Origin of the sequence: Nitriliruptor alkaliphilus DSM 45188 (assembly GCF_000969705.1) — a bacterium.
Classification (GTDB): domain Bacteria; phylum Actinomycetota; class Nitriliruptoria; order Nitriliruptorales; family Nitriliruptoraceae; genus Nitriliruptor; species Nitriliruptor alkaliphilus.
The window spans coordinates 2,347,824-2,360,500 of sequence record NZ_KQ033901.1 but is presented as its reverse complement, the minus strand read 5'-3'; the positions used below and the strand labels follow the sequence as shown (position 1 = coordinate 2,360,500).

The 12,677-nt window shown below is 74.3% G+C and carries 12 protein-coding genes; 4 read left to right on the top strand and 8 right to left on the bottom strand.

Features of this window, described 5'->3' with window-relative positions:
- Positions 1-366 (top strand): NrtR DNA-binding winged helix domain-containing protein (locus tag NITAL_RS28010; protein WP_211262340.1); only part of this gene is annotated, 366 nt, incomplete at its 5' end.
- Between the two features lie 27 nt (positions 367-393).
- Here the strand turns inward: NITAL_RS28010 and NITAL_RS11040 are convergent.
- From NITAL_RS11040 to ligA, 4 genes are all read right to left on the bottom strand, one after another.
- Positions 394-1,320 (bottom strand): TIGR03621 family F420-dependent LLM class oxidoreductase, encoded by a 927-nt coding sequence (locus tag NITAL_RS11040; RefSeq protein ID WP_052669600.1) that lies wholly within the window; start codon positions 1,318-1,320, stop codon positions 394-396.
- A 47-nt stretch (positions 1,321-1,367) separates the two neighbouring features.
- The gene (locus NITAL_RS28005) at positions 1,368-1,781 is read right to left on the bottom strand and encodes a cyclic nucleotide-binding domain-containing protein (protein WP_052666279.1); all 414 of its coding nucleotides are present in this window, start codon (positions 1,779-1,781) and stop codon (positions 1,368-1,370) included.
- A 115-nt stretch (positions 1,782-1,896) separates the two neighbouring features.
- The gene (locus NITAL_RS28000; RefSeq protein ID WP_052666278.1) at positions 1,897-2,622 is read right to left on the bottom strand and encodes a hypothetical protein; all 726 of its coding nucleotides are present in this window, start codon (positions 2,620-2,622) and stop codon (positions 1,897-1,899) included.
- Positions 2,619-4,670: an NAD-dependent DNA ligase LigA gene (ligA, locus tag NITAL_RS11025; protein WP_169786816.1), complete on the bottom strand. Its 2,052-nt coding sequence runs from the start codon at positions 4,668-4,670 to the stop codon at positions 2,619-2,621. Before ligA ends, NITAL_RS28000 begins: the two co-directional genes overlap by 4 nt.
- A 287-nt stretch (positions 4,671-4,957) precedes the next feature.
- Between ligA and NITAL_RS27245 the strand changes: the two genes are divergently transcribed.
- Positions 4,958-6,676 (top strand): HNH endonuclease signature motif containing protein, encoded by a 1,719-nt coding sequence (locus tag NITAL_RS27245; protein WP_052666276.1) that lies wholly within the window; start codon positions 4,958-4,960, stop codon positions 6,674-6,676.
- Between the two features lie 62 nt (positions 6,677-6,738).
- Here NITAL_RS27245 and NITAL_RS11015 read toward each other — a convergent pair whose 3' ends face one another.
- Positions 6,739-7,134, bottom strand: coding sequence for a RidA family protein (locus tag NITAL_RS11015; RefSeq protein ID WP_052669599.1), 396 nt, complete (start codon positions 7,132-7,134; stop codon positions 6,739-6,741).
- 134 nt (positions 7,135-7,268) lie between these two features.
- Between NITAL_RS11015 and NITAL_RS11010 the strand changes: the two genes are divergently transcribed.
- On the top strand, positions 7,269-8,285 hold the full coding sequence (locus NITAL_RS11010; RefSeq protein ID WP_052666275.1) for a helix-turn-helix transcriptional regulator: 1,017 nt from the start codon (positions 7,269-7,271) through the stop codon (positions 8,283-8,285).
- 77 nt (positions 8,286-8,362) lie between these two features.
- A complete protein-coding gene (locus NITAL_RS11005) occupies positions 8,363-9,535 on the top strand; it encodes an MFS transporter (protein WP_211262338.1) in 1,173 nt (390 codons plus the stop codon).
- Here NITAL_RS11005 and NITAL_RS11000 read toward each other — a convergent pair.
- The 3 genes from NITAL_RS11000 to NITAL_RS10990 are packed head-to-tail and all read right to left on the bottom strand — an operon-like array spanning position 9,505 to position 12,661.
- On the bottom strand, positions 9,505-10,368 hold the full coding sequence (locus tag NITAL_RS11000) for a hypothetical protein (RefSeq protein WP_052666273.1): 864 nt from the start codon (positions 10,366-10,368) through the stop codon (positions 9,505-9,507). The two genes, NITAL_RS11005 and NITAL_RS11000, sit on opposite strands and share 31 nt — an antisense overlap.
- Positions 10,365-11,498, bottom strand: a complete 1,134-nt coding sequence (mnmA, locus tag NITAL_RS10995) for a tRNA 2-thiouridine(34) synthase MnmA (protein WP_211262337.1) — start codon at positions 11,496-11,498, stop codon at positions 10,365-10,367. Before mnmA ends, NITAL_RS11000 begins: the two co-directional genes overlap by 4 nt.
- Positions 11,499-11,509: 11 nt before the next feature.
- Positions 11,510-12,661, bottom strand: a complete 1,152-nt coding sequence (locus NITAL_RS10990; RefSeq protein WP_052666272.1) for a cysteine desulfurase family protein — start codon at positions 12,659-12,661, stop codon at positions 11,510-11,512.
- Positions 12,662-12,677: the final 16 nt, after the last annotated feature.

Sequence of the window (12,677 nt, the reverse complement as noted above, 5' to 3'; positions counted from 1 at the left end):
CACGCGCCCCGACCGGGGGGCAACGAGCGCAGCGAGACGGGGGACCCGGTCAGGAGGTTCGCCTACGACCACGACCGCATCGTCCCCGATGCCCTCGAACGAGCGCGGTCGAAGCTGGAGTACACGGCGCTCGCGACCGCGTTCGTCGCCGAGCCGTTCACCCTCGGTGAGCTGCGTGGCGTCTACGAGGCCGTGTGGGGGGTGTCGCTCGATCCGGCCAACTTCCGCCGGAAGGTGGTCTCCACACGGGATTTCATCGTGCCCGTCGAGGGGCTGGCCAAGCCCGGACCGGGCGGTGGACGTCCCGCGCAGCGCTACCGACGCGGGTCGGCCGAACGCCTCCACCCGGCCATGTTGCGCCCCTGACGTCGGCGAGGGTGGTCCGGGCGGCGCTCAGGGCAACTCGGCCAGCACGTCGTGCGCCGCGTCCACGGCGGCCTCCCGGATCACGTAGCGGGAGATGCCCCAACGGTCACGGTGCTCGAGCAGCTCCGCGGCGATGTCGCTGGCGGTCCCGACCCACGCGAACGGTGCGGACAGCACGTGGTCGGGCGAGAGGCCCTCGACGCGCGCGGCCAGGGCCGCGGCGGCCTCCCGTGGCGCGTCGGTCACCTCGACGTGCTGGACGAGTGCCTCGAGCGCCGGTGTGCGGCCAGCTTCCGCAGCTGCTGCCCGGACGTGCTCGAGCGAGCGAGCGATGCGATCCTCGCTCCACTGCACCTCGTGGCGGTGACCGTCATCGAGGGTCCGGCCGAGCCCCGAGAGCGCGACGATGTCGGCCTGCTCAGCGGCGTAGCGCAGCAACCGGTGCCCGTTGCCGCCGACCAGCAGGGGGACCGGACGCTGGATCGCCTGCGGCTCCTCGAGCCGTGCGTCGACGAGCGTCAGGTGCTCGCCGGCGAACGTGACCTGTTCCCCCGCGAGCAGCCGCCGGGTCGTATCGGTCAGCTCCACCATCCGTGCGACCCGGCTGGCGCCGTCCGGGTGCGGCAGACCACGCATCGTCCACTCGGCGGGGGTGTGCCCGGCACCCACCCCGAGGATCGCACGCCCACCCGAGACCACGTCCAGCGTGGCCACGTTCGACGCGAGCGCGACCGGCTCCCACGCGCCGGCGTTGACGACGTAGGTCCCGAGGCTGATGCGTTCGGTGACCGCTGCAGCCGCCGCCAACGCCACGAACGGGGCCGGACCGCTGCCGGGGTGGTCCGCGACGAGCAGCCCTCGGAAGCCGAGCGACTCGGTCCGGCGCGCGAGGCGGACCCACTCGGCGGCACCGTCCGGTGCCGCCTGCACGCTGACCGTGAGTTCATCCACCATGCGCCGACCGTAGACGGACACATCGAGGCGGGTGGCGCCAACCTCGGTCAGGCGGCGGCGCGAGCGGCGACGGTCTGCTCGACGTGCGCGCGCAGCGCCGGCGACCCGGCGAGCGCGCGCTCGAAGCTGCGGACGTCGAAGACGGCGAGCTCGGTCTCCACGGTGGTGACGGCGTCGGCGTTGCGGTGCGCGCGGGCGACCAGCGCCTGCTCGCCGACGAGGTCGCCGCCACCGACCGTGGCGACGATGCGGCCGTCGCGGCGGATCTCGACCGCACCGCGGACGATCAGGAACGCCTCGCGGCCGAGCTGACCGTCGCGGACGAGCACGGTGCCAGCCGGCACGGTGACCCGATCGGCGGACGCGGCCAGGGTGTCGATCTCGGCACGGGTGAGGCCGTAGAGCCGGCTGTGCTGCTCGAGCCAGGCGGCCTTGAGGTCGGAGCGGGTGCGACGGAACACGGTGGTCTCCGGGTGGGGGGAGGATGGCGAGGAGGACGAGTGCTTGCCATAGTACGCACTCGCGTGCTGTCGCGACCGACGGGGTCGCACCAACGACGGTGGCCGTCGCCGGAGGTCAGCCGGCGGCGAGCAGGTCGGTCTCGGGCCACGGGCCCGTGACGGGGCGCGCGACGGGCGGCGGGATCCGCGAGGGGCCGCCGGATGCCACGTGCGTGGCCGCGTCGGCCTGGTCCCACCGCGGCCAGGTGCGCCAGCCGCCGTCCGGAGCGACCTGGACCCGGGTCCGCGGGCCGGGCAGGTAGGCGAGGGCATCCGGGAGACGCCAGCGGTCCTCGACCACGACCTCACCGACGTGCCCCAGCCGGTACGCGCCGGGAGGAGCGTGCCGGAGGTCGTCGCGCCAGGTGGCGTCGACGGCGTCGCTGGTCAGCCGCCCCTCGCTGCGGTCGAGGGTGGGCACGTCGTCCTCGTGCACACCGAGGAGCCACGTCGACAACCGGGCGCCCGCCTGCGGGACGAGCGTGAGGGGGACCGACCCGTACCCGGTGCGTCGGGCCTCGTACGCGGCGACCCACCCGTGGAGCTCGGCCGGCAGCAACAGCGCGCCACGCTCGTCGAGGCGCTTGTCCAGCAGCCGTCCCGGCGAGGCGTTCGAGCCGTACGCCACGACCCAGCGGACCGCGTCCGGATCGAGGACCTCGGCATCGACGGGCGCGTCCGGCCGCGGCCCGTCCTCCCCGCCCGACGCCAGCTCCAGCGGGTGCGCGCGGCCTCGGTGCACGAGCGTCGGCCCCTCGGGACGTGGTCCCGGGTAGCCCGCCGGCTCGAAGGGGGCGATCACGCGGTCGGCAGTTGGCCGGTGGCCAGGAACCGTTCGAAGGCGGCCTCGTCGGCCATCGGGATCCCGAGCTGCTGGGCCTTGTCGGCCTTGCTGCCCGCGTCCGCGCCGACCACCACGACCGACGTGCGGCCCGACACGCTGCCCGAGACCTTCGCACCCCGCGCCTCGAGGGCCGCCTTGGCCTCGTCGCGGGTGTAGCCCTCGAGCGTCCCGGTCACCACGACGGTCAGGCCGGCGAGCAGGTCGGCATCCTCGCCGGTCGCCTCGGCGGGTTCGGCCTCGGCGGTGACCCCGAGTTCCACGAGCTCGTCGATCAGCTGCGCGTTGCGTGGGGTGGCGAACCACGCGTGGACGGCACGGGCGATGATCGGACCGATGCCGTCGATGGCCTCGAGCTGTTCGGGGGTGGCCGACCGGATGGCGTCGAGCGACGGCAGGGCCCGCACCAAGGTCTTGGCGTAGGTCGGGCCGAGGTGGTGGATGTTGAGCGCGACCAGGACCCGGTCGAGCGGCTGCTGGCGGCCCGCCTCGATGCCGGCCAGCAGGTTGTCGACCTTCTTCTCGCCGAACCGCTCGAGCGCGAGCAGGTCATCCCGCCGGTCCCGCAACCGGAAGACGTCGGCGAGGTCGGTCACGAGGCCCTCGGCGAGGAGCAGGTCGACGTTCTTCTCGCCGAGACCCTCGATGTCCAGGGCGCCACGGCCCGCGAGGTGGGTGAGCGATTCGCGCAGGCGGTTGGGGCAGTCCACGTTCTCGCAGCGGTGGTGGGCCTCGCCCTCGGGCCGGACCAGCGGCTGCGCGCAGAACGGGCAGTCCGCCGGCATCGACCACGGCTGGGCGTCCGGCGGTCGCTTCGACAGGACCGGCCCCACCACCTCGGGGATGACGTCGCCGGCACGCCGCACCATCACCCGGTCACCGACCCGTACGTCCTTGGCGTGGACCTGGATCTCGTTGTGGAGCGTCGCGAACGTGATGGTGGTCCCCGCCACGACGACCGGCTCGAGGACCGCGTACGGCGTCGCCTTGCCGGTGCGCCCCACGTTGACCTCGATGCCGCGCAGGGTGGTCTCCTGCTCGACGGGCGGCATCTTGTAGGCGATGGCCCACCGCGGCGCCCGGGAGGTGAAGCCGAGCTGCTCGCGCTGGTCGAGCCGGTCGACCTTCACCACGACCCCGTCGATCTCGTAGGGCACCTCGTGGCGCTCGCTGGTCCAGCGTTCCACGAACGCCCACGCGTCCTCGACGTCGTCGAAGACGGCCGTCTCGAGCGGGGTCGGCAGGCCGGCGTCGCGGACCCAGGCCAGGGCCTCGCTGTGCGTGGTGAAGGTGTGGCCCTCGACCACCCCGAACCCGTGGCACCACACCGACAGCGGCCGCTGCCGGGTGACCTCCGGGTCCTTCTGGCGCAACGCCCCGGACGCCCCGTTGCGCGGGTTCATGAACGCTTCCTCGCCACGCTCGATGCGGGCGGCGTTCATGGCCTCGAAGGCGTCGAGGGGGTAGTAGACCTCGCCGCGGACCTCGAGCAGCGACGGTGGATCGTCGGTGTGCAGCCGGTAGGGCACGTCGTCGATGGTCGCGATCTGGGCGGTCACGTCCTCGCCGATGACCCCGGTCCCGCGGGTCGCGGCCCGCTCGAGCAGCCCGTCGCGGTACACCAGATCGATGGCGACCCCATCGATCTTCAGCTCACAGACGAAACGGACGGGATGCTCGGCGTCCGCGCCGAGGCGCTTGTTCACACGCTCCGACCACGCGACCAACTCCTCGCGCGAGAAGGCGTTGTCGAGGGACAACATCGGTTGCGGGTGCCGGGCCGGCGGGAAGGCGGTGTCGACCGGGGCGCCGACCTGCTGGGTCGGCGACGCGGCGGTGGCCAGCGCCGGGTGCGCCTCCTCCAGCGCGAGCAGCTCCTGGAACAGCGCGTCGAACTCGGCATCGGTGAACGGCGGGTCCGACAGCACGTAGTAGCGGTACCGGGCATCGCGCACCGTGCGCGACAGCTCGTCGTGGCGAGCCCGGGCCGCGTCGAACGCCTCCGGCACCGACACATCCACCCCATCCGCTGCGGCCGGCCACGCCGGCCCTGGTGCCGTACGCCTCGGTGGCGCACGCGGGCGCGAGGCTAGCCACTGGGCCCGGTCACGAGCGCGAGGCCGATAGCACACCGATCCGTCGGTTCCTGGCCGGTCGGTGGTGGCCTGTGGAGCGTTGTCGGGGGGCTGTGGAACGGTGTCAGCACACCCGGTTGACGTCGAGGAACGTACGTTCGATAGTGGCTTCCGCGTCCCGTGAGCCCTCGCAGCACGCCCGACCGATCGATGGAGACCTGGTGTCCGCCCCGACCGCCACCCCGCACCCGGTGTCACGCCGGGTGGCGCACGGCTACCGGCGTGGGGGCGCGACGCGGTGGCTGGCGGCCGAACCCGCCGCGGGCTACCGCACGGCGTCGTCCGTTGAGGGGACGGGCACGGCGGTGGGTGGGCACCTGACGACGGTCCGGGCAGGGGTCGAAGGTCTGGCCGGCTTGGACGTGGATGCGTGTTCCTCTGAGGAGTTGGGTGAGGTCGCCGCCGCGGTGCAGCAGCAGATCGATGCTCTGACGGTGGTGCGTGATCGGATCGCGGGGACGTTGCGGCGTCGCGCGGTACTGGAGGCAGGTCCGGGCAAGGAACGTCAGGCGGTCCGACAGGCCACCCGGCAGCTGGGTGACCGGCTCGGGCTGTCACCCTCGGAGGCCAAGCAGGCCTCGGAGCGCGGCAAGGTGCTCCAGGACCGCCCGCACCTGGCGCTGGCCACCACCGGCGCCCCCACCGGCAGCGGCCCGGACGCCAACGCGATCGGCGCTGGTGAGGGGGCAGGGGGTCGGGGGTTGCGGCCCGAGCAGATCGCGGTGATCGGACGGATCCTGGCCGAGGTCCCGCTCGAACATGCCGGACGGGTCGAGGCCGAACTGCTCGCTGCCGCCGAGCATCAGCACGCGCCCGAGTTGGGACGCACGGCACGGCGGCTGCTTGCCCGCCTCGATGCCGATGCGGCCAACGCTGCCGAGGAACGCCGCCACCGCCGTCGCAGGTGTTCGATCGTGCAGACCGCCGATGGGATGACCCGCATCTCGGGTGAGTTCGCCGGTCTGGATGCCGAGGTGGTCAACGCCGCCCCCGCAGCGTTCACCACCCCCGACCTGCCCGGCGAGATGGCCCGCACCCCCGAACAACGCACCGCCGACGGACTGGTCGCCGCGCTGCGTGCCGCGTTAGACAGCGGTTCAGCGCCGGCCGACCGTGGGGTCAAGCCCCACGTGGTCGTCCTCGTGCCGCTGGGCGAGGCATCCGGCCCCGACCGCGACACCATCAGCGACGACCCCTCGCCCGGCCACGGCGACACCAGGCCCGGCGACACCGACACAGACACCGCCGACGGCCCCGGCACCGAGACCTCGCCCGGCCACGAGCCCACCGGCCCCGGTACCGACGCCTCGCCCGGCCACGACACCACCGGCCCCGGTACCGAGACCTCGCCCGGCCACGAGACCACCGGCGTCGACACCGCCGACGGCCCCGGTCAGGACGCCGAGGTAGGTGTGGCCGACGGCCAGGCCGACCTCCCGGCCGATGACCACCTGGGACCGGTGGCCGAGCTTGGCTGGACCGGCCCCATCCCCACCCGCCAGATCCGCCGGCTGCTGGCCGACGCCCACATCCGTCTGCTCGGCATCGACCTCCAGGGCGTACCCATCGCGATGTCCCAGACGGTCACCCAGCCCACCGCCGCGCTCTACCTCGCCCTCGTGGCCCGCGACGGCGGCTGCCGCTACCCCGGCTGCGACGCCCCACCGGCCTGGTGCGACATCGCCCACGCCACCGCCCGCCGCCACCGCGGCCCGCTGACCATCCACAACGCCCTCCTGCTGTGCCGCCACCACCACCGCAAGCTCGACCTCGGCCGCTGGACCATCACCATCGATGGCACCGACGCCACCTTCACCCGACCCGGCGGCCGCAGCATCCGCGCCGGACCCGCCCGCGGCTGCCCCCCCGACACCAGCTGAGGAACGAGCCGGTCGCGGCTCGCTGCCTCCGACCGTCGTCGCCGGAGGCAGCGAGCTTGCGGTCACGCGACGGCGGTCGCCTCGAACTCGACCATCAGGTCGGGGAGCGCGAGCCGTGTCACCCCGAGCAGCGTGGTGGTCGGCGCCACGCCCGCGGCACCCAGCCTCGATGCCAGCACGCCGTAGTGCTGGAAGAGCAGGTCGACGTCGGTGGTGTAGACGCCCAGCCGCACGAGGTCGGTGAGGGTCATGCCGGCCTCGCCGAGGACGGCCTCCAGGTTGTCGAGGCTGAGCGCCACCTGCGCTGCCATGTCACCGGCGTGCTGCGGCTCGCCGTCACCGCTCGTCGCGGTCTGCCCGGAGCAGTACAGGGTGCGGCTGTGCCCGGAGACGGTCTCGCCCTGGTTGTAGCCCAGCTTCGCGGACCAGGGCCATGGGTTGACCGCGGTTCGTTCCATCGTCACTTCGACTCCATCGGTTCGTCGACGGCACGTGCGTCCGTCGGCTCGATGGGCGCCATCATCGGCACCCGTCGACAACCTCCTGGAGCATCACGACACCCTCTGTCACGTATCGCGGTAGCGTCCCGCGGATGCGCGCTGACCGCCTGGTGTCCCTGGTGTTGCTGCTGCGTCAGCGGGGTCGGCTGACGGCGGCCACGCTCGCTCGCGAACTCGAGGTGTCCACCCGCACCGTCCTGCGCGACATCGAGGCGCTGTCCGCGGCCGGCGTCCCGGTCTACGCCGAACGCGGCCGGTACGGCGGCTTCGCGCTGCTCCCCGGCTTCCGGACCGAACTCACCGGTCTGAACCACGACGAGGCCCTCGCCCTCCTGGTCGCCGGATCGCGACGTGGCGCGCAGATGTTCGGCCTCGACTCGGCGCTCGCGTCGGCCATGCTCAAGGTGGTCGACGCGCTGCCGGAGAGCCTGCGTGACACCGCGGCCGGCGTGGCCGAGCGGTTGCTCATCGACCCGGAGACCGACCTCCTCTCGCGCCGGCTGGTCGAGGAGGAGGTGCCCGAGACCGTCGTCGCCGAGGTCCGACGCGCGGTGCTCGCCGGCCAGCGGCTGCGCATCCGCTACACGGCTGCGGGCCAGAGCCCGAGGTGGCGCACGGTGGACCCGATCGGCCTGGTCACCGTGCGCGACCGGGGCTACCTGCTGGCCACCCGATCGGGGGAGGATCGCACCTACCGGCTCGCCCGCATCCTGGACGCCGAGACGCTCACCGAACCCGCACGACGATCCGGTCAGGTCGACCTCGACCGAGCCTGGCGCGATCGCAGCACCCGGTTCCGGACCGGGGGCGACCAGGTCACCGTGGTGGCGCGGGTGCACCCGGGGCGGCGGGAGGAACTGGTGGGCACGGCCCTGGCCGTCCTCGCCGAGGACACCGACGTCGACGGCTGGCTCCGGCTGGAGGTGACCTTCCAGGACCGCAGGCACGCCGAGTGGGCGCTGTGGCAGTTGGCCACGGGTGCCGAAGCGCTGGCCCCGCCCTGGTTGCGCGCCTCCCTCCGCGACCGCGCCGCCTCGATCGCCACCCGCTACGAACGCGACGGCTCGACACCGCCCGGGGCGACCCAGCCCTCCGGCGGCGAGCCCTAGTCTCGGCGGGTCCGGCGGCCAGCCGGGTGACGATGGGAACGGGTGTGGCGGAGCGGCCGGCAGGCAGCGTCCGGGCGATGGCCGCGGTCTCGGCGGCGCTGACCACCGCCGTGCTGCCGGTCTTCCTGGTCGGTGCGTCGAGCGACGCGATCCGTGCCGACCTCGGCGTCAGCGAGACCGCCATCGGCGCGGCCGTGACCGTGCTGTTCGTGGCGGTCGGCGTGACCGCCGCCCCCGTCGGACGTCTGACCGAGCGGGTCGGGGCCACCCGGGCGTTGCGCGGTGGCCTGCTGCTCAGCGGCCTCGCCACCGCGGCCATCGGCCTGCTGGCCCGGACGTGGTGGCAGCTCGCCCTCCCCCTGGTGGTGGTGGGCGTCGCCATCGCCATGGTGGACACCGGTGGCGCCCGCGCGTTCGCGGACCGGGTGACCGCGGGCCGTCAGGGCGTGGCCTTCGGGATCAAGGAGGCCAGCGTCCCGAGCGCCTCGCTCCTGGCGGGCCTGGCGCTGCCGACGCTCGCGGTCTGGTTCGGATGGCGGGCCTCGTTCCTCGCCGCCCCGGCCCTCGCCGCGCTCGTCGCGCTGCTGGTCCCACGGCGCGTGGCTCGAACCTCCGGCGAGGCCGACGCTGCAGCGGTCAGCGAGCCCACCGCGCCGGCTCCACCGCAGGTGTCGCGCTCCCTCGTGCGCTTCGCCGTCGGGGTCGGGCTCGGCGCGGGCGCCGCGACGGCATCCGCGACCTTCCTGGTCCCGGCCTCGACCGACCGGGGCCTGTCGACCACGGCGGCCGGCGTCCTGCTCGTCGTGGCCAGCCTGGCCAGCATCGCCGGGCGGATCGGCCTCGGGCGGTGGGCGGACCGCCCCCGTGCGGTGCCGATCCGTGCCGTGGCCATCCTGACGGTGGTCGGTGGTCTGGCGGCCGTCGTCCTGATCGCACCGGTCGCGGCGCCGGTCGCGGCCATCGCCGCGATCGTGCTGCTCGGCGCCGGGTGGGGGTGGACGGGCCTGGCGTTCCTCGCCGCGGTCCGTGCCCGTCCCGACGCCCCCGCCGTTGCCGCCGGCACCGTGCTGACCGGACTCGGCATCGGTGGAGCCGCAGGACCGCTGACGTTCGGTGCGCTGGCGAGCAACCTGTCGTACACGGCGGCCTGGACGGCGACCGCCGCCGCGCTGCTGACGGCCAGCGCTCTGGCGGCCAGCGCCCTGCCGATCGCCAGCGGTCACCCCGAGGCGGCCTCGCCACCGTCGTAGGCGAGGAAGCTCGCAGCCAGGTCGGGTCGGCGCAGCAGCCACCCGACCCCGAGCGGCAGCACCTGCCCGGCGGCGAGCGTCAGTCCGAGCACGACCAGCAGGGCTCGCGCCAGCGCCAACTGCCGGCCGATGCCGTCGCGCTCGCCGGTCACCAGGTCGCGCGCGCTCGCGGCGGCTGCCGCGTACTCGTCGACCAGTTCCGCCGATGTCCGCAGGGTCGCGTGCAGCGCGTCGAGGTCGTCGGCGATGACGTTCGCGCCGACGCGGACGCTGCGCAGATCGCGGCTGCCGGTGCGGATGAGCGCCGCCTGCTCCCGCAAGGCATCGGGCAACCCCTCGAACTCCCGCTGGATGGCACGCAGGGAGTCGTCGAACGGCTCGGCGGGGTCGTACTCCGGACCGAACGGCACGACGCTCAGGGCCGTCAACGTGCGGTCGATCACCGCGGCGACCTGGATCAGTGCGGGGAGGGCGTCGTCGACCGCGTCGAGGCTGCCGGCGATCTGCTGCTCGCTGAGGTCGGCGGTCGCGCGCAGCACCGCCTCGGTGTCCTGGACCGCCTCCGCGAGGTCCCGGGTCGTGGTGGCGGTCCCGTCGAGGATGACCGTGATGCGCCTGAGGGTGTCGCCCGCCACCTCGACGGTGGACCCGAGGGCGTCGACCGTCTGCGCCGCCACCCCGACGCTGTCCTCGAGCGCCCGGTCGAGGTGACCGAGGAAGCGGAGGCCCACCACGACCGTCAGGAGGCTCACGACGACGCCGACGACGCCGATGCCGATCAGGACACGGCCGGCGACCTCACGGGTGACGCGCAGCCGGCGGATGGTGCTCACCGGACGGTCGTGAGGGGCAGGCCGGCGGGCCGCTGCGCACGGGTGACGCGGCCGCCCCCGAGGCACCGGCGGTCGTCCCCGTCGTAGAGCACGGCGGCCTGGCCGAGCGCGACGCCGTGCAGGGGCGTGTCGAGCTCGACGCGCCATCCAGGGCCGTCCGTCGCGCGCAGCGACGCCGCGACCGCCGGGGCGTGCGCCCGGATCTGAACGCCAACGCGCGCTCCCGGCGCCGGGGGGGCGGCGACGGCCCAGGTCGGTGCGGCCACCTCGAGCCAGGTGCAGGCGAGCGCGTCGCGTGGGCCGACCACGACCGTGCGGGACGGCGCGTCGACGTCGACCACGAAGCGGCGCTGGTGGCTGCCGACGGCGGTGCCGAGCCCGCGGCGCTGACCGATGGTGTAGCGCCACACCCCGTCGTGCTCACCGAGCTCGGCGCCGTCGACGTCGACGATGGGGCCGGGCGCCTCGGGCAGCCGGTCGGCGAGGTACCCCGCGGTGTCACCGTCCGGGATGAAGCACACGTCGTAGCTGTCGGGCTTGTCGGCGACACGGAACCCGGCGGCGCTGGCACGGTCACGCACCTCGGCCTTGGTCAGCTCACCGACGGGCAGGAGGGTCCGGTCGAGCTGCTCGGGCGTCGCCACGTACAGCACGTAGGACTGGTCCTTGCGGACGTCGGCGGCGCGGTGCAGCTCGGTCCCGGGGCCCGGGTCGGTCACGGGCAGACCACCACGTCGCAGCCGGGCGTGGTGGCCCGTCGCCAGCGCGTCGAAGCCGAGACGGGTCGCCCGGTCGAGCAACGCGGCGTATTTGACGCGCTCGTTGCAGGTCACGCACGGGTTCGGGGTGATCCCCGCGGCGTAGCTGGCCGCGAACGGGTCCTGGACCTCGCGCCGGAACTCCTCGGCCATGTCCCACACGTAGAACGGCACCCCGAGCACCTGGGCGGCGCGACGTGCGTCCTGCGCGTCGTCGAGCGTGCAGCAACCGTGGCCGGGGACCTGCTGTTCGGTCGGGACCACGGCGAGCTTGAGGTGCACGCCGGTCACCTCGTGGCCGGCCTCGACGAGCAGCGCGGCCGCGACCGCGCTGTCGACCCCGCCGGACATGGCGACCAGGACCTGTCCCACCGCCAGCCCCCTCAGCCCACCGCGGCGGCGCGAGCGCGCAGCCGCGGCACCACGTCGGTGAGCACGTCGAGGGCGCGGTCCACGTCGGCGTCGGTGGACGGCCACCCGAGCGACAGGCGCAGCGGTGTGCCGTCGACGCCACAGGCAGCCAGGACCGGCGACTGCGTCGCAGCGCCCGATCCGCAGGCCGAGCCGGCCGACGCGCTGACCCCGGCGCGGTCCAACGCCAGGCCCAACGCAGCACCGTCGATCCCGTCGAACGACACGTGGAGGTGCGAGGCGAGCCGCTGGTCCGCATCGCTTGGACCGTTGCGCCGCACCCCGTCGAGGGCGAGCAACCCACCGGCGAGGCGATCGGTCAGCCGGCGCAGCCGCAGGCGCAGGTCGGCACGATCGGCCACCGCCGCCTCCAGCCCCGCCGCGCAGGCCGCGATCAGCCCCGTCGCGAACGTCCCGGACCGCACCCCCCGGTCCTGCCCGCCGCCGTGGGTGAGCGGCTCGACCGGCACCCCGCGACGCAGGACCGCCACCCCGACCCCCTGGGGGCCACCGAACTTGTGCGCCGACAGGGCCAGCGCGTCCACCGTGGTCGCGGTGACGTCGAGGTCGAGCGTGGCCACCGCCTGCACCGCGTCGGTGTGCATCGGGATCTCGCGCTCCTGCAACGCGGCGGCCAGTGCCGCGACGTCGTTGACGGCCCCGAGCTCGTTGTTGGCGGTCATCACGCTGACCAGGGCGGTGTCGTCCCGGACGGCCGCCAGCACCTGGTCGACGTCGACGGTGCCGTCGTGGCGCGGTGCCACCACCTCCAGCGTCGCGTCACCGCGCTCCGCCAGCCACCGCGCCGGAGCCAGGACCGCAGGGTGCTCGACCGCGGTCGTGACCACGTGCGGGGTCCGACCGGTCCGGCGCGCCGCCGCCCACACGATGCCCTTGACCGCGAGGTTGTCGGCCTCGGTCCCACCGGAGGTGAACACCACCTCGTGGGGGCTGCAGTGGAGCGCCGCGGCGATGCGGTCCCGCGCGTCCTCGACGACGGTGCGGGCGTCCTGGCCGGCCGCGTGGGTCGCGGAGGCGTTGGCCGCCTCGAGGCAGCGCGACAGCGCCGCGCGCGCCTCGGGGCGCGGCGGCGTGCTGGCAGCGTGGTCGAGATCGGTGCGCACGTCACGACGGTAGCGT